14 protein-coding genes are annotated in these 18,531 nt (G+C 57.8%); 4 read left to right on the top strand and 10 right to left on the bottom strand.

Features of this window, described 5'->3' with window-relative positions; genetic code table 11:
- Window positions 1-44 precede the first annotated feature (44 nt).
- From purB to GSD1FS_RS05055, 3 genes are all read left to right on the top strand, one after another.
- A complete protein-coding gene (purB, locus tag GSD1FS_RS05065; RefSeq protein ID WP_155588672.1) occupies window positions 45-1,490 on the top strand; it encodes an adenylosuccinate lyase in 1,446 nt (481 codons plus the stop codon).
- Between the two features lie 107 nt (window positions 1,491-1,597).
- The gene (locus GSD1FS_RS05060) at window positions 1,598-4,144 is read left to right on the top strand and encodes a lysylphosphatidylglycerol synthase transmembrane domain-containing protein (RefSeq protein WP_155588671.1); all 2,547 of its coding nucleotides are present in this window, start codon (window positions 1,598-1,600) and stop codon (window positions 4,142-4,144) included.
- A gap of 163 nt (window positions 4,145-4,307) precedes the next feature.
- Window positions 4,308-4,589, top strand: a complete 282-nt coding sequence (locus GSD1FS_RS05055; protein WP_155588670.1) for an HU family DNA-binding protein — start codon at window positions 4,308-4,310, stop codon at window positions 4,587-4,589.
- A 103-nt stretch (window positions 4,590-4,692) separates the two neighbouring features.
- Here GSD1FS_RS05055 and GSD1FS_RS05050 read toward each other — a convergent pair whose 3' ends face one another.
- The 6 genes from GSD1FS_RS05050 to GSD1FS_RS05025 all read right to left on the bottom strand — a co-directional run bounded on the left by GSD1FS_RS05050 (window position 4,693) and on the right by GSD1FS_RS05025 (window position 11,503).
- Entirely contained in the window at window positions 4,693-6,186 is a 1,494-nt protein-coding gene (locus tag GSD1FS_RS05050) for a proteasome accessory factor PafA2 family protein (protein WP_155588669.1), read from the bottom strand.
- Entirely contained in the window at window positions 6,186-6,389 is a 204-nt protein-coding gene (locus tag GSD1FS_RS05045) for a ubiquitin-like protein Pup (protein ID WP_155588668.1), read from the bottom strand. Before GSD1FS_RS05045 ends, GSD1FS_RS05050 begins: the two co-directional genes overlap by 1 nt.
- A 48-nt stretch (window positions 6,390-6,437) precedes the next feature.
- The gene (locus tag GSD1FS_RS05040) at window positions 6,438-7,328 is read right to left on the bottom strand and encodes an inositol monophosphatase family protein (protein WP_155588667.1); all 891 of its coding nucleotides are present in this window, start codon (window positions 7,326-7,328) and stop codon (window positions 6,438-6,440) included.
- A 98-nt stretch (window positions 7,329-7,426) separates the two neighbouring features.
- Window positions 7,427-9,025 (bottom strand): depupylase/deamidase Dop, encoded by a 1,599-nt coding sequence (dop, locus tag GSD1FS_RS05035; RefSeq protein ID WP_155588666.1) that lies wholly within the window; start codon window positions 9,023-9,025, stop codon window positions 7,427-7,429.
- Window positions 9,026-9,121: 96 nt separating this feature from the next.
- Window positions 9,122-10,651, bottom strand: coding sequence for a proteasome ATPase (gene arc, locus GSD1FS_RS05030; RefSeq protein ID WP_155588665.1), 1,530 nt, complete (start codon window positions 10,649-10,651; stop codon window positions 9,122-9,124).
- Window positions 10,652-10,879: 228 nt separating this feature from the next.
- Window positions 10,880-11,503 (bottom strand): DedA family protein, encoded by a 624-nt coding sequence (locus GSD1FS_RS05025; protein WP_246165860.1) that lies wholly within the window; start codon window positions 11,501-11,503, stop codon window positions 10,880-10,882.
- 109 nt (window positions 11,504-11,612) lie between these two features.
- On the opposite strand from GSD1FS_RS05025, the gene serB reads away from it, so the two are divergent.
- Window positions 11,613-12,296 (top strand): phosphoserine phosphatase SerB, encoded by a 684-nt coding sequence (serB, locus tag GSD1FS_RS05020; protein WP_155588663.1) that lies wholly within the window; start codon window positions 11,613-11,615, stop codon window positions 12,294-12,296.
- A gap of 82 nt (window positions 12,297-12,378) precedes the next feature.
- On the opposite strand, the gene fmt is transcribed toward serB, so the two are convergent.
- From fmt to metK, 4 genes are all read right to left on the bottom strand, one after another.
- Entirely contained in the window at window positions 12,379-13,344 is a 966-nt protein-coding gene (gene fmt, locus GSD1FS_RS05015) for a methionyl-tRNA formyltransferase (protein WP_155588662.1), read from the bottom strand.
- A gap of 94 nt (window positions 13,345-13,438) precedes the next feature.
- Window positions 13,439-15,688, bottom strand: coding sequence for a primosomal protein N' (locus GSD1FS_RS05010; protein ID WP_155588733.1), 2,250 nt, complete (start codon window positions 15,686-15,688; stop codon window positions 13,439-13,441).
- Between the two features lie 133 nt (window positions 15,689-15,821).
- On the bottom strand, window positions 15,822-17,105 hold the full coding sequence (locus GSD1FS_RS05005) for an SAM-dependent methyltransferase (RefSeq protein WP_155588661.1): 1,284 nt from the start codon (window positions 17,103-17,105) through the stop codon (window positions 15,822-15,824).
- A gap of 124 nt (window positions 17,106-17,229) precedes the next feature.
- Complete coding sequence (gene metK, locus GSD1FS_RS05000; protein ID WP_155588660.1) at window positions 17,230-18,456, bottom strand: methionine adenosyltransferase; 1,227 nt, start codon at window positions 18,454-18,456, stop codon at window positions 17,230-17,232.
- Window positions 18,457-18,531 lie beyond the last annotated feature (75 nt).

The following is an 18,531-nucleotide window of genomic DNA, read 5'->3' as shown; positions in this document are numbered from 1 at the left end:
GACATGCCCTGCGGTGTTTCATGGGTCTGGGATAGTGTGAAGCTATGAACCTTTCTGAGATTTCACCAGCCATTGCCCTCACCCCTCTTGATGGACGCTATCACGCGCAGACCGCCGCCTTGGTGGACTATCTGAGCGAACCGGCGTTGAACCGCGAACGCATGCGCGTCGAAGTCGAGTGGATGATTCTGCTCGCCAACGGTTTCGCAGGCAATGATTGGCAGCCGATCGTCACCGGCGTCAAGCCGTTGACCGAGCAGGAGCAGGCCTTCCTGCGCTCCATCCCCGAAGAATTCGGTGCCGAGGGCATCGCCCGCCATGCCGCGCATGAAGCGGTGACGCATCACGACGTGAAAGCCGTTGAATACTACATCGACGACTATCTCGACACCGCCGAGCAGGTGCTAGGCGCACCTACACAGCTGACCGATCTCAAGACGTTGGTGCACTTCGCCTGCACCAGTGAAGACATCAACAATCTTTCCATCGCCCGCTGCGTGAAGAACGCCATCGAACACGTGTGGCTTCCAGATGCCGAAGCGATCGTCGAGTTGCTGGCCGCCCGCGCCGACGAGTTCAAAGACATGCCGTTGCTGTCGCTGACCCATGGGCAGCCGGCCACACCTACGACGCTCGGCAAGGAGCTTGCCGTCTACGTGTATAGGCTCAACCGTCAGCTCAACCACGTGCGTTCGCAGGAGTATCTGGGCAAGATCAACGGTGCCACCGGCACGTTCGGCGCGCATGTGGCCGCTCTTCCCAATGTGGATTGGATCGCCGTTTCACGCGAATTCGTCGAGAATCGCATGGGCTTGACGTGGAATCCGTTGACGACCCAGATCGAATCTCATGATTGGCAGGCGGAACTCTTCGACACGATTTCGCATGCGAACCGCATCATGCACAATCTGTGCGTTGACACGTGGATGTATATCTCGCGTGGCGTGTTCGCTCAGGTGCCGGTCAAGGGTGCAACCGGTTCTTCGACGATGCCGCATAAGGTCAATCCGATTCGTTTCGAGAATGCGGAAGCGAATTTCGAGATTTCCTGCTCGCTGCTCGACACGTTGGCCACGACTCTCGTGGAATCGCGTTGGCAGCGTGATCTGACGGATTCGACGACCCAGCGCAACATCGGTTCGGCATTGGGCTACTCCGTGCTGGCGCTCAGCAACCTGCTGGGCGGCCTGAAGTCGATTCACCCGAATGCGCAGGTCATGCAGCGTGAGCTCGATGAGAACTGGGAGGTGCTCGGCGAGCCCATTCAAACCGCGATGCGCGCACAGGAACTGGCGGGACGCCCAGGCATGGAACGCCCTTACGAGAAAGTGAAGGAGCTGATGCGCGGGCATTCGATTTCGAAAGACGATGTCGAGCGTTTCATCGATTCGCTTGATTTCGATGAGGCGACAGCGGCTCGTCTCAAAGCGTTGACTCCGAGCACCTACGTCGGGTTGGCGTCGACGCTTGTGAAATACGACCAGCAGTGAAGCCTACGCGTTCAGATCATCACGTAGAATAGTCGTGTATTGTGCGATGCTCATGCCAAGGGCGCAGCGCCTGCGGCATGAGCATCTTTCGTATGCGAAGGATTGTCATGACATCGTCCACCCCACCGGAAGATCGGCATTCGGCCGCGGAGGCCTCTACCGACCACCGCGACGAGCACACGATCACCACCCAGGAGCAGAATCCTGATGTGAGGATCAACGACCGGCTCTCACCGCATGCGCTGGCCGATAGGTTCCCCAACGTGCAGGTCACCGATGTGGCGCCGAAACGCAATCGTGTGACCAGTGACCTGTTCCATGCACTGGCCGCATTGATCAGCGGTGTGCTGGTGATTCTGATCGCCTTGTATCTGCGTGGCTTGACCACCGGCGTCGAGAACGACGCGCATTCGGCATCGCAGGCCTTCGACTGGCTGGTAGATTTGCCGTCGTCGTTGCTGCAGCAGATCATCGTGCTCTGCATTGTGGTAGGCGTGCTCATCCAGTTGATTCTCAACCGTGAGTGGATGCAGTCGGCGTGCACGGTCGGAGCTCTGCTCTTGGGCTTCCTCGCCTGTTGGGGTGTGTCTGCGCTGATCTCGTACCACAGCACGGCAATACTGGTGAACACATTGCTGTCGAACGGCACCCGACTGGGAGCCTCCCTCCTACCCGATTTCTATGCGGCCATCGCAGCGTTCCTCACGATGGCGGGGCCGCGTGACACCAGATCGTCGGTGAAGTGGAGCTGGAACGCGCTGTTGATCGGTGCCGCCATCTTCATCATCACGTCATGGAGTTCACTACCCGGCGTGATCGTCGCCATCTGCATCGGCCGCGTTGTGGGTCTCATCATGCGTTTCGCCGTCGGCACGAAGAACTCCGGCGCGTGGGGATATCAGATCGTGCAGGCGCTCAGTTCCATTGGCTTGCATCCGGCTTCTCTTACGCGTCGCGACGAGCAGGCCGACCATATGCCCGTGCTCGACGACGATCTGACGGCTCATTCAAGGTTGTACGATCTGACTGATGAGGCCGGTTGCCACTATGTTGTGTCGGTTCTCGACAACCAAGTGCAGATCTCGGGGTATTTCACCCAGCTCTGGCAGCTCATCAGGCTCAACGGCGTTGCCGTGCGGCATGACCGATCCGCGGTGAGCGCCACGCATCATCATTATTCGATGCTGCTCGGTTTGCACGATATTCATCTCACCAGTGTGCACCCGTATGGCGTGTGCGACTATGGCGAGTCTTCGATTCTGGTGTTCGAACGCCATTCCGGTGTCGAACAGGTCGATGTGAGCAAACTGAGTGATGATCAGGCTCTTTCGCTGATGAACTACCTGCTTCGTGCACACCAGCGCGGCTATACGCACCGGCAGATCACTCTTGACACAATCGCCCGCACCGCCTCCGGAGATATGTATATCGCCGGCTGGCAGAACGGTGACTACGCTTCCGGCACATCGAACATCGTCATCGACAAAGTGCAACTGCTCACATTGTTCGCCGCGAAGCTCGGCGTCGATCGCACCGTCGAGCTCGCACGCCGCGCCTGGGGCGATGACCTGCTCATCTCGCTGATTCCGTTCGTGCAGAAGGCGGCTTTGCCTACTGCAACCAGGCAGATGGAGGGATGGGACAAGCATCTGGTGGAACAGCTGCGTCAGGCGTTGAACGCGTTGGCTCCCGAAGAGGTGAGCGAAACGATGGAGCAGGTGACGCTCACCCGATTCAATGCACGCTCGTTCTTCGGTTTGGTGCTGCTCATCGTCGCCGTCTACGTGGTGCTCACGCAGATGCGACCGGACGAGATGATCGCGGCGGTCAAACAGGCGAATCTGTGGTGGGCGCTTGTCTGCTTCGCGTTCGGGTTCCTCGCCTGGGTCGGCTCGGCGTTGGCGTTGGGTGCGTTCATGGACAGCGACAAGCGTTCGCCTTTCGGCTTGCTGTGCTCGCAGATCGCCGCCGGATTCACCGCCGTGTCGATGCCAGCTGGCATTGGACCCGCGTTTGTGAACCTGCAGTATCTGCGCAAGAATGGGTACCGCAACACGACAGCCACGGCTATCATGAGTGCCGTGCTCGCCGTGCAAGCGGTGGTCACTGTGCTGTTGCTGTTGCTGATCGGCATTTTCACCGGACGCAACACACTTTCGGGCATGATTCCAACGAACACGCTGATTCTGGTGATCGCGGCGGTTGCGCTGGCGGTCAGCATACTCATGGCGATTCCCTCCGTACGGCGCAAACTCACCGACAAGTATCTGCCTCTGGTGAAGTCGTATGCGCGTTCGTTGCTGGAGACGCTGACGCAGCCGCGCAAACTGTTCGGCAGCATCACCGGCTCGTTGATTCTCAACCTGTCTACCGGCTTCGGATTCTGGGCAGCATTGCTCGCATTCGGCTTCAACATGAATCCGATCGAGACGACGTTCATCTTCCTGCTCGCCAATACGCTGGGTTCCGCAGTGCCTACGCCTGGCGGTCTCGGCGCGGTCGAAGCTGCGCTGTCCGTCGCTTTCTCGGCAGTCGGCGTGCCCGCTGCGTTGGCGCTTTCCGCCACACTGCTCTACCGCATCGTCTTCTACTGGATTCGTATTCCGCTCGGCGCACTCGCTATGAAGTGGCTGGATAAGCACAATTTGATCTAATTTGTTAGGTTTTGTTAGATTTTGTGTCAACTCCGTAGCCGAATGCGAAAAAAGATGATAAATCGTTGAAAATCAGCGGTTTTGACCGAATCTTGAGGTAAGATTCATATGAACATGTGGTTATCCGCAATGAGGATTACCCCTGACAAAGAAGGACGCTTCTATGGCATACAATAAGTCTGATCTCGTTGCAAAGATCTCTCAGAAGTCCGGTCTGACCAAGGCTCAGGCTGAGGCTGCTGTCAACGCATTCCGCGACGTCTTCATCGAAGCAATGAAGAACGGCGAAGGCATCAAGCTCACCGGTCTGCTCTCTGCAGAGCGCGTGAAGCGTGCTGCTCGCACCGGTCGTAATCCTCGCACTGGCGAGACCATCGAGATCCCGGCAACCTACGGCGTTCGCATCTCGGCTGGCTCCCTGCTGAAGAAGGCTGTCAGCGAGTGATTTAACCCGCGAAACAGAAATCCCGACCAATGCTGGTCGGGATTTTTATTGCTGTATCTGCGATTTGCCGCCACTACCATGTTTGCATGTGTCGAACGGAGCATCACACCGGCATATCAACGGAATCGTGTCCACTCAAATGTTCGAGATAGTCCATAATATGCGTGACTTGCTCGTTCGGCACGTCGGAGAACGGGTCAAGCATGGTCGCTTCCATGCGCACCGGTTGCAGTAATCTCAATTGCGTCCAATCACAGTCATACCGAGCATTCGCAGCTTTCGCCTCGCGCACGAACGCGCCACGGAGTTGTGCGCGGGTATGTGCCGGCGGAGTGTGTGTCGCCGTGCTGATCTGCTGATCGGTTGCGAATGTGCGCATGTATCCGTGTGAGCACAGTGAATTGTACAGCTTGCCGTTGGCCACGTCGTGATAGTCCATGTCAAGCTGTTGCAATCGCGCCGGCGCAACCGATCCTCTCTCTTCCAAACGGGTGAAGAACATGCGTTTGGCGGCCCAGTCCACAACATGAGACAACGCTTCGATATTGTTGTCGCCCAGCATGTCAAGCGCCCATTCCCACTGTTCGGCGATCCAAGCGGGGGAACACAGCGGGTCGGTACGTAATGTGAGTTCGACGGCTGTGGCATGTGTGGAGAGGAACTCGTTCGCATGGTCGAGGAACCACCGCTGAATTTCGAGTGCGCTGAGCGTCTTGCCGTTGGCGAGCGCGATATTCGCATATGCGCCATGCTCATTGACGGCGTGATTTGCCGCAATGGGGTCTGCGAGAGCCATTGCACTCAGCTCGGAAAGCGTGTTGTGTCGCGCGGCATCTTCCATAGCGCACAGCACCAGATGTGTGGTGGCGCATTTCATCAGGATGGCCCATTGTGAACGGTTCGAATCGCCTATGATCACGTGGAGTCTGCGAAATTCCTCAGGATTCGCATGCGGTTCGTCACGCGTGTTGACCATCGGGCGTGATCTGGTGGTTGCCGAAGAAACCGTTTCGTCAACGAATGATGCTCGTTGCGTGATGAGCAACCGTTCGCCGTCGAAGCGACCTGCGCCTGTGTAGATCTGCCGTGTGATCAGGAATGGCAGCAATATGTGTTCAATCGCGTCGATGCCGATGAAGCGACGTACCAAATAGTTTTCATGGCAACCGAACGAATGCCCTGCACTGTCTGCGTTGTTCTTGTAGAGGTGAATGGTCGCATTGCTTGTCGCGGGGTTGTTACGGAGCCGCTTCTGTGCGTCCAATGCCATGGTGCGCATGATTCGTTCACCGGCGAGGTCGTTGGTGAGCGCGTCAAACGGGCAGATGGCTTCGGCTGTGGCATATTCCGGATGAGCTCCGACGTCCAGGTAGAGCCTTGCGCCATTGTCGAGGTAGGTGTTCGTCGAACGGGCTTGGCGCACGACCGGCTGGAACATCGTCATGGCCACTTGCCCGGCGTCGACTGGCGTGTAGACGCCGGTGACGCTCACACCGTATTCGGTTTCCAAACCGAATATGCGTGCGAAGTCATCATGATGCATTGATGGTTGCGCCTGTGCATCGAGTCGCGAGCCGCTGTCGTGCAGCTGTGGCATCACTGGCCGCCTTTTTGCACGAAGCTGTTCACGTATTCTTCGGCGTTGGTCTCAAGCACCGTTTCGATGTCGTCGAGAATGGAATCGAGATCGTCGCTTTGCGCCTGTGCCGCCTCGCCCTGCCCCTGTTGGCTTGCAACATGTTCGTCAGATTGCGTGTTTTCTTGGGCCTGCGGTGTGATGCGCTGCGATTCCTGTGGCATATGCTGCTCCTCAAATATCAACTATATCGGCGTTGAGCAGGAGCTGGTTCAGCTCTGCTGATCACCGTTTGAATTGTTGTGGTAGGGCTCCGGGCAATGCGTGTCGAGCAGATATGGGCGCAATTCGTCGATGATTTGCCCGTTTGTGGCGACGAGATCGTTTTCACTGCGCCAGTGAACCAAGTCTCCGTTCCATGTGCTCAACTGGCCTTGCGCCTCCCACAGCACAACCGCCGCCGCGGAGATGGCGGGAACGTCGCGTTCGTGCAAGTGCGGCTCGAAATATGCGTCATATGTGCCGTCAGCGACCTTGCACACGTCCAGTGAAACGGGGCCAATGCGTTTGATGTCGGCTGGCTTTCCTGCAATGCTGCCGACTACGTTCAACGCGTGCTGTGCTTCCTGCGGTATGTATGACATGCCGAAACTCACCACGGAGCCTTCCAGGTGGCTGACGGTGGACGGCATGATCTTCTCGCGCTTCTCCCCTATCGGAGTCTGACGCATGCGAATGGACCCCTGCCCACGTGCGGCGAGATAGGTCAGGTTGAGGGCGGGCGCATGGATGACGCCGAGAATGGGTTGCGCCGAGCCGAACTCGTTGAACTCGAACAGCGAAATGGTCACTGTCCATTCGGCCATGTTGCGTGAATAGTTGATAACGCCATCGATTCCGCCGACACACCAATACCTGTCTCCTGGAGCCCACTCATCGGTGCGGTCTTCCCACCTGCCTTTGAATGGGTCGATGTATGTGAGTCGATTGTAGATGAACTGCGACAGGCGGTCATCCACTTTCAGGCCATTCGAGTAATCTCGCTGCGCCGTGCTCAACACCGTCAGATCCTTTGGCATGAGCTGGTCGTTGAGCGCGTGTTTGCCGGCGTCAGCGGCAATGCGGCTCACCTGAACCGCGAGATCACGTAATCCCATCGACATGACGATTTCCTTCTTTCACAGCTTCGCGTTATACGAAACCTGTCTATAAGCCTAACAAATAATAGTGCACCCACCTGCACTCTCGCCGAAAGTGTTGTTCAATGTGCCTGCTCCGACGTACCACCGAGTGCGGCAATGAGTTCTGCAGCGGTTTGCGCTTCGCTGACTTTTTCCTCGCACTGCTGCTGGTTGAACGCCGTCGGCGAACTCATATCCAACGTCCAACACAACCCGTCGGCATAAGCGATCGTGGTGATGTGCGTCCATGATACTGCACGGATCTGTTCCGGGAATCTTCTGAGCATCGCCGCACGCAGCCACGCGCGCGTGTCATTCGGCGCTGTTCGCGCGGCGTCGGCAATATCGTCGTCAGACACCACTTTCTCAGCGTTGGCGCGCGCTTTCGCGAACACACGCTCATTATCTGGTGCCAGAGATGCCCAGCGTAGCTCCAGCGCGCCGAGTCGCGCATCATCCCAGCCACCGGATTCCGCATGCAGTCTGCGTCTCATTTTCTCCAACAGCTGCCATTTGAGCAGCCATTCGAGTCGTGACGCTTCTCCAGCCATGCTCAATCGCTCGTCATCGTTGGCATGACGCACGGCCGCGACGTCGAGCAGCGCCTGCTGCCACATGGCCATGATGGAGCGGGTCTGCGCATCCGGCCACAATGGTTCGCCCCTCACATCGGTGTCGTATTGTTCGCAGGCGATGTGGTACACGAGTTCGCGGAGCATGATCTGCAGCTGCCATGCCGTCGTTTGGCCGCCGTTCAACAATGCAAGCGGTTGCGACAGGCTCAGGTCATGCGACACCGTGTGCATCGCCTCCACCGGATCAGCCAGCGTGTATTGCGCAAGCATCTGTTCGAGCACCTGCCGTGATTCGCCTTCCTGCTCAGCGCACCACAACAGCAGACTCGTCGTTCCCAATTTCAGCGCGTCGGGGAATTGCAAGCGGTTGGCGTCACCGACGATCACGTGCAGGCGGCGCATGGCTTGCGGCGCATGTGCCTCATCTCGCGTATTGATGATCGGTCTGTCGAACGTGGTCTGCAAGCCGATTTTCATATGCACGTAGTCGGCGCGCTGGCTCAACTGGAAGCCGGCCGTTTCGCTGTGCTCGCCAATGCCGAGACGCCCGGCGCCCGTGTATATCTGCCGACTGACGAAGTGCAGCGTCATGAGTGATGCCAGCAAGTCGAACGGCACGTCGCGCCGCACCTGATAATTCTCATGCGATCCCCACGCAGCGCCTTTGCCGTCGACGTTGTTGCGAAACAGTTCGAACGTGTCGTCACACGCCTCGCTGGCCTCGTGCGCAGCCTGCCGCATCAGCAGGTCACCGGCGAAATCGAATCGCACCGCTTCAAACGGGTCGGTGGTTTCGGGAGCGGAATACTCCGGATGCGCATGATCCACGTACATGCGACCGCCATTGGGGGCGAACGCATTTGTGATGTTGCGTTGCGGCTCGTCGGTGAGCATATCGGGGCGTGCCGCCGCACGTTCGAGCGTGATGCCACGAAGATCTTGAATCGGGCTCTCCTGCCGGTAGTCCCAACGGATATGCCGTGTCTGTGCAAGTCCGGCATGCGCTATGACGTCAAACGACGATTGCACCGGGTTCGCGTTCGACCTGTTGCGAACCGATACGGCGTATTCCGTTTCGGTGCCCATCACTCTGCGTACGCTCATAGTTCTCCAATCGATTGACGTGCTCGCATGTTTATGTTCCTTACGATCATCGACCGCTCATGGTCTCCGGCGGCTACCAAATGTAGTGCACGAATCTCATTCGCCGTTCGCCGGCATATTCAGCGCATTGATGGCGAGCCACTGCGCCGGATCCGTCTCGTTGATCGCCGCACGGTTCTGCTCATATTCGTCGTTCACCGCCTCATGGATCATATTCCGTGTGATGGCGGGAGCGCACCCCTCCTCGATCACCGCTTTGACGGCTTTTGTTTTCGCACGGTCGACGATATTGCGCAGCATGGCGCCGCTCACGATGTCGGCGAGATACACGCCTCTGTCGCCGATCTCTTCATGCAGAACGGCCAGCAAGCGGCTTTCATCGCGATGGAATACGTCGGATGCGAGCGCGTTGACGAGTTCCTGCGCATTGACGTTCTTCTCAAACGGCAGTCCACTGGTCAGATAGTGCCTGATGATGGATTTCGCCTGCGTTTCATCGGGTCTGCCGACGTGAATCTTCACATCGAGGCGTCCCGGGCGCAGCACGGCCGGATCTATCATGTCAACGCGGTTCGAAGCGCCTATCACGATGACGTCATCGAGTTGTTCCACACCGTCGAGCTCCGTCAGGAACTGCGGCACGATCGTCGTTTCCACGTCGGACGACACGCCGGATCCGCGGGTACGCAGCAGCGAGTCCATCTCATCGATGAACACGATGACGGGCCTGCCATCCCCCGCCAACTCTTTCGCCCGTTCGAATATGCGTCGGATGAGCCGTTCGGATTCGCCAACGTATTTGTTGAGCAGTTCAGGGCCTTTGACCGAGAGGAACACACCTTTGCTTGCTCCATCTGCCGCCAACTCATGTGCGATCGCCTTGGCGATCAGCGTCTTTCCATTGCCGGGAGGCCCGTAGAGCAGAACGCCTTTGGGTGCTTTCAGGTCGAAACGGGCGAACAGTTCACGATGTTGGAACGGCAGTTGCACAGCATCGTGGATTTGGGCTATCTGCTCATCCAACCCGCCGATGTCGTTGAAGGTCACGTCAGGGGTTTCCTCCAGCAGCAGGTCATCATCGTGTTCCTGCGCCAACACCGCGAGCGCATAGGTGCCTGAAGGATCGATGATGAGACGGTCGTCTACGTCGATGGAAGTGTTGGCAAGCGTGCTCGCACGCAGCACAACGCTGCGGTTACCGCTTGCATCACCGACGATGAGACGCCCATCGTCCAGCACCTCACTCACTTGCCTCATCTGGCCATGATTCACCGTGGCATGAGAGTCGACGAGCACCATATTGCCGTCGAGCAACACGCTCTGCCCTGCTTGCAACCGTGCGGGATTGACGGTGGACGATATCGCTACGATCTGACGGCGGTGCCCGTTGACGATCTCCGCACTGGCATGCCTCACACCGTGTTCATCGGTGAAGCACCGTTCCACCCGCACCATCGTCGCCACAGTTAACGGCGGGTTCGTGAACTGTTCCAGCTGGCTTTTCGCTTTCTTCAGCTCTTCGCTGGCCCTCGTCAATGCTTGCGCCAGCGCATGATTGCGTTGCTGCAGCCTGTCGTTCATCGCGGCGAGTTCGTCCATGGATGCGTCGGTGGGTGTCTCGCTCATATCAACTCCAAATTTTGGCATCGGCATTCGTCGTCTTCGTATTCTAGCTCTGAACGACTATTTTCCACCCATATTTTCCAGCGAATACGCCGGCGTTCCAAGCTATGCCGACGCCCACACTCACTGTCTTGCATCAACGAACAGTACGGAAAATATAAAACAGGTTCGTGCTGCGAGTGGCAGACACGAACCTGCATTGACTTCAGCGCTTGTACGCGCACCGTTATTTTACTGTGCGGAATCCGTGCCACGGCGTTCGCGTATCAGATTGCGAACCCAGCGAACGCCGAAGAAGACGAGCACGGCGACGAACACCACGATGATGACGTCTTCGAACACGTTGAGTACTCCCAGAATGGAGCACCATTGGTCGCCCAGCAAATATCCGGCTGTCACGAGCACCGTGTTCCATATGGCGGAACCGATGAACGTCCAACCGGAGAACTTGGCGAAATTCATCTGGTTGAAGCCGGCGGGAATGGAGATCAACGAGCGTACAACAGGAATCACACGGCCGATGAGCACAGACCATGTGCCGTATTTGTTGAACCATTCGTTCGCCTTGTTCACGTCTTTGCGGCTGACTCCCGGAATCTTGTCGACCGCTTTGTGGATGCGGTGCAATCCGAACCAACGAGCGATGCCATACAGCGCCCATGCGCCGAGCAGCGAGCCCATCGTCGCCCACAGAATGGCTCCGATCAGGCTCATGGTGCCTCGTGCCGCGGTGAATCCAGCCAATGGCAGAATGATTTCGCTTGGAATTGGCGGGAAAATCGATTCCAGTGCAATGGCGAGTGATACGCCGACGCCGCCGACGTGCTCCATAAGCGAGACGAGCCATGCCGTCATCGAACCGATCAAACCGTCTGAACTCGTGGCACATTGCAATTGTGCTTGTGCAAGTGTCATGGAAAGATGCATATGCCGATTGTCCCAGCGTTTTTCGACAATCAGAAGCATGAGCGTTCACTTTCCGCAATATCTTGACGACACCCCCACACTTCGCGAACCCGGTTTGCTGGTCATGGATGTCGATTCCACATTGATTGATGAGGAAGTGATCGACGAGCTCGGTGAAGAAGCCGGCGTCGGTGAACGCATTGCGCGGATCACCGAACGTGCGATGAACGGTGAACTTGATTTTCGTCAGGCGCTCAATGAACGTGTTGCGCTTCTTAAGGGCATGCCCGTCAGCATATTCGACCGCGTGTATGCGCGACTCCATTTCACGAATGGTGCACTCGCACTGATCGATGAGTTGCATGCGCATGATTGGAAGGTGGGTGTGGTCTCTGGCGGATTCCACGAGATCGTTGACCGTCTGGCAGCCGACGCTGGCCTTGATTACTACATCGCCAACCGTCTTGGAGTTGATGAGGCACACCATGTGCTGACCGGTGATGTGATCGACCCCATTGTGACCAAAGATGTGAAGCTGGCTCATCTGCATGCTTGGGCAGACGAGAATGGCATTCCACGCGATCAGACCGTGGCTGTGGGAGATGGCGCGAACGATCTTCCTATGATCGGTGCCGCAGGGCTAGGCATCGCGTTCTGCGCGAAGCCCGTTGTCCGTGCCGCTGCCCCCCACTCGGTTGACGAACGTGACTTGCGTAAGGTTCTGGACTTCATTCAACGCTGAACGATTCTTACATTACTTACATGGGTTGGGCATCGGAAACTGAAGTTTCCGATGCCCCAACCCATGTTCAGCACTGTTGAAGTCAGTCGCAGTATGCCCCTTGTGCCAAATGCGCGCCGCGAGCCCATTCGGGCGCACCCATCTCGCGTTTGCCGGCAGCCTTCACAATGAGCAGTTCGAGCGGATCGGTGGCCGTCCCCACCCACACATGATGCTTGGTGACAAGCAATTCGCCGGGGTTGAGACGTTGTGGAGCCTGATCATCGGTCATGTCTGCGGGAATGGCCTTGCTCACATGCAGGGTTTCCGATGTTTCGTCGGCGTTCGGGTGCAGATTCGCCCAAGCACCCGGATTCGGTGTGCATGCACGGATCTGCCTGTCGATGGCGAACGCCGGCACATCGAAACGCAAGTGTGCGTCATCCTGGGTGATTTTATCGGCCACCTCATATGAGCCTTCAGGCTGGTCGACGGCGTTGATCACACCTTCGTCAAGCGCCTGCAGCGATGCTGCAAGGAGTCCTGCACCATCTTCCGCGAGCCTGCCAAGCAACTCGCCGGCGTTCTCGTGAGCCCCGATCGTCACTGTGCTCTGCGCCAGAACCGGCCCACGATCCATACCTTTCGTGATGCGGAACACCGATGCGCCGGTCACCTCGTCACCAGCCCAGATGGCACGCTGAACCGGTGCGGCGCCACGCCACTGCGGCAGCAGCGAGAAGTGGAGGTTATACCAGCCCAGAGGCAATGCTTCCAACACGGATTCCTTGAGAATCTGGCCGTAGGCTACGACGGCGGCGCATTGCGCTCCGGTGGCCTTCAGCGCGGAGAGGAAGCATTCGTCGCTTGGATCGCATTCAATAACGTTCAAGCCCAATTCCTGAGCCGCCAGCTTCACGGGGCTGGGGGTGATTTTACGTCCTCGACCGGTCGGCGCATCAGGGCGCGTCAAAACGGCGACCACTTCGAAGTGCTCGCTGTCTTTGGCAAGCATGCGCAACGACGGCACTGCCGCTTCAGGGGTTCCGGCAAATAACACTCGTAACATATGTTCTCCGTTCTCTCTCGTGCTGAAAGTTCTTCTAGACATCCTAGTCGCGTCGGTCTGCTCTTCTAACAATGAACGCGACCGATACTTTTTGCTACAGCAGATCTTTTGGATCCATTTTGAACCGTAGTTCTCCGCTTTCGCGTGAGGCCACGTGACGGGCAACCTCCGTGCGCAATCGTATCGCCAATTGCGCACGATGCGCAGGCGTCGCCAGTACCACGGCTTTGACTCGATCTCCCATCTCGTCGAGTTCGCGCGCATCCACTGTGCGAGCCAGAGGAATCGGGGCGGGACCCAGCACCGAGGGGAATTCCTCTCCCCCGCTCTGCACGCTTGCCCAATCCCCCTCATAGACGCCTATGTTGCGCAATGCCTGTTCCACCACGTCACGACGCCCCCACACGCATGCCGCGGAAACCGATGGAGGGAAGCCAGTTTCAACGCGGTCCTCCAATTCGTCTCGCGCGAGAACACGCGGATCCCACAGCATAAGCGATCTTGCGATCACCGGGTCGGTCTCACCGATCAGCAACCCGCGGCCGCCGTCCGTGCGCGATTTACACTGTGCCATCGCACGCATCCAATTGTTCAGCACATCGATACGCGCATCGAGACGTTGATCATACAGACTCGTCCACGCGTCCAAAATGGCAACGGCTTCGAAAGCACCCACTGTTCCATCGGCATTGCGCACCTGTGGCTCGGCACCGGGAGTGGCAACGACGATGAGCGGGCGTGAATCCACCGTCTCTATGACGCCTCGGGGCTGCTTCGGGCTAGACACCAGCATGGGCACCCCGCGGAACAAACCATGTAGTTCATGCATGGTTCCCGTCGCTCCGACGCGAATGACGCGCAGTCGCTCTCCGCCACAGTTCGTGCAATGCCAGCCCACGGCCGAGGCGCCGCACCAACTGCATCGCGGCGCCTCTGAGCCTGGAACACGTTCAAGCGGCCCCGTGCAACGAAGGCATCTGGCCAGTTTCAGGCATTGCGCACAGCTCAGCGATTCCGTCACGCCATCCGCCGGTATCGAGAACAGTATCGGCCCACGTTCCAGAGCCTTACTCAACACTCGTACGGCGGTATGCGGAACGCGAGCACCTATGCTCGGATCCGCCAAACGATTCAATTCGTCTCTGTTCAACCAGCGGATCGGTGGCGCCTGCGCTTTGAGCACATCCGCAAACCCGTGTATGGCGACGCTTGGGCCGGCTATGCGCAGTGTCACCGATGTGGTTTGACTTTCCCATTCGCTGAGCACACTGCGAGCGCGCCCGCAGGCGATGAACACGCCATCGTGCAGCTGAGCTCGCAACCGACACACCCCTCGTGCATTCGCGTACGGCATCATGCCATCCGCATATTGGTAGGCGTCATCGTCGAATATTGCGAACAACGCCCTGTCGGGGACCGGAGCATACATGGCGGCTCTCGTGCCGACGACGCAGGTGGCTCGTCCCTCGCTGATCGCCAGATATGCGCGGTAGCGGTCGGCTGGAGCGAGCGATGCACTGAGCACCACGACATCCCCCCGATATATGCCGTCGTCATCAGGAGCAAATGTTCGCAGTCCCGATTGCTCCAACGCATGCACGACATCCCATACTTCACGCATTCCGGGCATGACGAGCACAGCCGACGTGCCTGCTGCCATGGCCGTCACAGCCATCCATGCCACATTACGCGCCCACATCTGTGCTCCCGGCAGCATATCGATGACGAAGGCGCCGAAACCTTGATGCTGCATCAAGGCTGCACGCAGCTGTCTGGACTGCTCATATGTTTTCGATATCGATGCGAACTCGGAGTCCGATCGCGCCAGCAGACCCGCTCTGCGTCGCTCCATCACCGAGTCGCGATACCCGTCATCGTTGTCAACATGTTCGCCGGCATGCATCGACTGTGTTGTTGCCAACGGTTCCTTTTCCACGGAGGCGACACGTCCCGGCATCGCCACTCGTAGAATATTCGCAATCGTCCCCCCATAGGTGTCGGCGATGGCCGTGATGTCTCGACGCATCTGCTTGGGCACCAGCACACGAGGAGACACAATGCGTTCGATGTAGCGGATCGCATTCATGGGCGTGTCACTCGTATCGGCACGCTCCCAAATGATGCCATTGACGCGCTGACCGCCGAACCGTACACGCACCATGACGCCAGGCTGTGCCGCATCACTGTGTTTCTCCTCGAGAAGATAGTCGAACAGCTGCCCTAGATGCGTCGCCTGAATGTCGAGCACGACTCTGGCGATCGGCAGATGCGAGGCGGCCTTTTTCGGCGTCGTCTTGCGTGGGGCTCGCTTCCGAGGCCCCATGCCATCAAACGACGGCTGCATCGCTTCATCCATTGTGCTGCTCATAGGCTTCCAGTGTACTGAAACAGTCAATCGGGGCAAGCCTCGCGCGATTTGCGCGAGGCTTGCCCCGATTGACTGTGATATTTTCTTATTATTCAGTATCCGATCGCGATCAGTGGTTCGGCCACCATGGACGCAACGGATACGTGTCGGTGCCCTCGTCATTCGGCTTGATGCACAGGAACTGATGCACCTGAATGTTGTTCATTTCGAAGTTGTAGGCGCACCCTGCCATGTAGAGACCCCACAGGCGGGCCTTCGGCTCACCGACCAGCTTGACGGCCTCGTCCCAATGCGCAACGAGGTTCTCGTTCCACCTGTGCAGCGTCAATGCGTAATGCTGACGCAGATTCTCCTGATTGATGACCTCGAAACCGGTGTCTTGAATCACCATTTCTATCTCGGCGGGCGACGACAGCTCACCATCCGGGAAGATGTAGCGGTCGATGAACTGACCGGCCTTCTTGCCCTGATGCGAATTGCAACGTGTGATCTGGTGGTTGAGCAGCTTCGCACCCGGCTTCAGCTTGTCGTAGATCTCCTTGAAATACGACGGATAGTGCGTGTGGCCCACGTGCTCCATCATGCCGATCGAGCAGATGCCGTCGAAATCACCTTCCGGCACGTCGCGATAGTCCATCAGACGCACTTCGGCAAGATCTTCGAGACCTTCCTCCTTGATCCAACGCTGCGCCCACTCCACCTGTTCCTCGGAGAGTGTGACGCCGAGCGCCTTGATGCCGCGTTTGGCCGCTTCGATCACCATCGAGCCCCAGCCGCAGCCGATGTCGAGCAGTCGTTCGCCGGGCTGCAATGCCAGTTTGTCGAGCACGAGGTCGATTTTCGCTTTCTGTGCCGTTTCCAGCGAAGTGAGCGGCGAATCAAACACTGCGCACGTGTAGGTCATCGACGGGCCGAGGAACAGGGAATAGAATTCGTTCGACTGGTCGTAGTGGTAGCTCACAGTCGCCTCGTCACCATTCTTGGAGTGAGGCAGCAATCCTTCGCTGATGCGGCGGGCACGGCTCGGCCCCTCGATGGCCGGCGGTGCAGGACGATGGATGCCGTGTGAGGCGACAGCCGCCAATGCGCGCATGAGCTGTGCTGCGTTCGGCGTGCGGAGATATGGTTTCAAATCCACCAGTTTCCCGAACAACGCGTATGGGTTTCCGGGAATCATTTGCGGGGAATCGATGTCTCCCTGCAGGTATGCGCGCGCCAACCCCAGTTCGCTGGGAGCGTTCACCATGTAGTAGATCGCTCGTGAGTTTTTGATCTGCAAAGTCACTGGAGCGTTGTCGGGACCATATGTGGAACCGTCGAATGCTTCAATGCGTACCGGCGCGCCTGGCTTGAGGAACATCTCAACCATCTGCGCCACAGTCATAGCAGCCATGCTGCCTCCTTGGAACAATCGCCGACTTTTCAACCGTGTCGGCAAAGAACAATGAATACCTATAGTGAGAACCGCTCACAGATGTCGTTGAACCTCATGCGAGCGGTATGAGCAAGTAATCGGATTACTCGTTGATCTGGGCGATGGCGTCTTTCAACGCGTCGACCTTGTTGGTCTTCTCCCAAGTGAAATCGTCGTTTTCACGGCCGAAGTGACCATATGCGGCGGTCTTCGAGTAGATCGGGCGCAACAAGTCGAGCTCGTCAACGATGGCGGCTGGTCGCAGGTCGAACACCTTGCGCACCGCATCCTGAATCTGCTCCCTCGTCACACCGTTCTCTTCGGTGCCGAACGTCTCAACATTGATGCTCACCGGTTCCGCAACGCCGATGGCGTAGGCCACCTGCACCTCGACTTTGTGAGCGAGTCCGGCAGCCACGATGTTTTTGGCAACCCAGCGTGCGGCGTATGCAGCGGAACGATCGACCTTGCTAGGATCCTTGCCGGAGAACGCGCCACCACCGTGGTGAGCAGCGCCGCCGTATGTGTCAACGATGATCTTGCGTCCGGTCAGACCAGCGTCTGCTGCCGGTCCTCCCATGATGAACGAGCCGGTCGGGTTGACGAGCACGCGGTAATCATCGTGCTCTACCTTGTCTGCAAGCACTTCATCAAGCACAGGTTCGATCACATGTTCACGCAGATCCTCACGCAAGGCCTCCTGCGAAACCTCCGGATCGTGCTGTGTGGAAACGAGCACCGTGTCAACACGCAATGGCTTGTCGTTTTCGTCGTATTCGATGGTCACCTGCACCTTGCCGTCAGGACGCAGGAACTTCACTTCACCGGTCTTGCGAACCTGCGCCAAACGGTATGCCAGGCGATGTGCAAGATGAATCGGCAATGGCATCAACACATCGGTTTCGTCGCTGGCGTAACCGAACATCACACCTTGGTCGCCCGCGCCCTGCGCTTCATAGCGTTCCTCGCGAGATGCGATGCTCTCCTCCTGCTCGTCCAAGCGGGAAACACCCTGATTGATCTCGGGGCTTTGTTCGCTCAACGACACGAGCACGCCACAGGAATCCGCGTCCAAGCCGATCGTCGAACTGGTGTATCCGATACGGCGCACAACGTCGCGCACAATACTTTGAATATCGGAATACCCTTTGCTGGTCACTTCGCCGAACACCCAGAATTGACCTTTCGTCGCCGAAGTCTCGACGGCGACGTGCGAATGCGGGTCCTGACGGAGCATGTCATCCAAAATGGCATCTGAAATCTGATCGCAGATCTTATCCGGGTGTCCTTCGGTGACGGACTCGGCGGAGATCAGCTTCACTTCGGCCATTACTTCCTCCTTAGTGGATAGCTCGTGCTTGGTTGTGACATATGCGTTCACAATTCAATCACAACTTCGCTACCG

Origin of the sequence: Bifidobacterium canis, assembly GCF_009727065.1 — a bacterium.
Taxonomy (GTDB): domain Bacteria; phylum Actinomycetota; class Actinomycetes; order Actinomycetales; family Bifidobacteriaceae; genus Bifidobacterium; species Bifidobacterium canis.
The sequence above is the reverse complement of the archived record's forward strand: the minus strand, read 5'-3'. Positions and strand labels throughout refer to the sequence as shown.

Bases quoted from the DNA above. Each gene is read 5' to 3' on its own strand.
- GSD1FS_RS05010 (WP_155588733.1), bottom strand. From the start codon at position 15,688: ATGCAGCCGTCGTTTGATGGCATGGGGCCTCGGAAGCGAGCCCCACGC.
- GSD1FS_RS05060 (WP_155588671.1), top strand. From the start codon at position 1,598: ATGACATCGTCCACCCCACCGGAAGATCGGCATTCGGCCGCGGAGGCC.
- dop (WP_155588666.1), bottom strand. From the start codon at position 9,025: ATGAGCGTACGCAGAGTGATGGGCACCGAAACGGAATACGCCGTATCG.
- GSD1FS_RS05045 (WP_155588668.1), bottom strand. From the start codon at position 6,389: ATGCCACAGGAATCGCAGCGCATCACACCGCAGGCCCAAGAAAACACG.
- purB (WP_155588672.1), top strand. From the start codon at position 45: ATGAACCTTTCTGAGATTTCACCAGCCATTGCCCTCACCCCTCTTGAT.
- GSD1FS_RS05025 (WP_246165860.1), bottom strand. From the start codon at position 11,503: ATGACGGCATGGCTCGTCTCGCTTATGGAGCACGTCGGCGGCGTCGGC.
- fmt (WP_155588662.1), bottom strand. From the start codon at position 13,344: ATGTTACGAGTGTTATTTGCCGGAACCCCTGAAGCGGCAGTGCCGTCG.
- arc (WP_155588665.1), bottom strand. From the start codon at position 10,651: ATGAGCGAGACACCCACCGACGCATCCATGGACGAACTCGCCGCGATG.
- metK (WP_155588660.1), bottom strand. From the start codon at position 18,456: ATGGCCGAAGTGAAGCTGATCTCCGCCGAGTCCGTCACCGAAGGACAC.
- serB (WP_155588663.1), top strand. From the start codon at position 11,613: ATGAGCGTTCACTTTCCGCAATATCTTGACGACACCCCCACACTTCGC.
- GSD1FS_RS05050 (WP_155588669.1), bottom strand. From the start codon at position 6,186: ATGCCACAGCTGCACGACAGCGGCTCGCGACTCGATGCACAGGCGCAA.
- GSD1FS_RS05040 (WP_155588667.1), bottom strand. From the start codon at position 7,328: ATGTCGATGGGATTACGTGATCTCGCGGTTCAGGTGAGCCGCATTGCC.
- GSD1FS_RS05005 (WP_155588661.1), bottom strand. From the start codon at position 17,105: ATGGCTGCTATGACTGTGGCGCAGATGGTTGAGATGTTCCTCAAGCCA.
- GSD1FS_RS05055 (WP_155588670.1), top strand. From the start codon at position 4,308: ATGGCATACAATAAGTCTGATCTCGTTGCAAAGATCTCTCAGAAGTCC.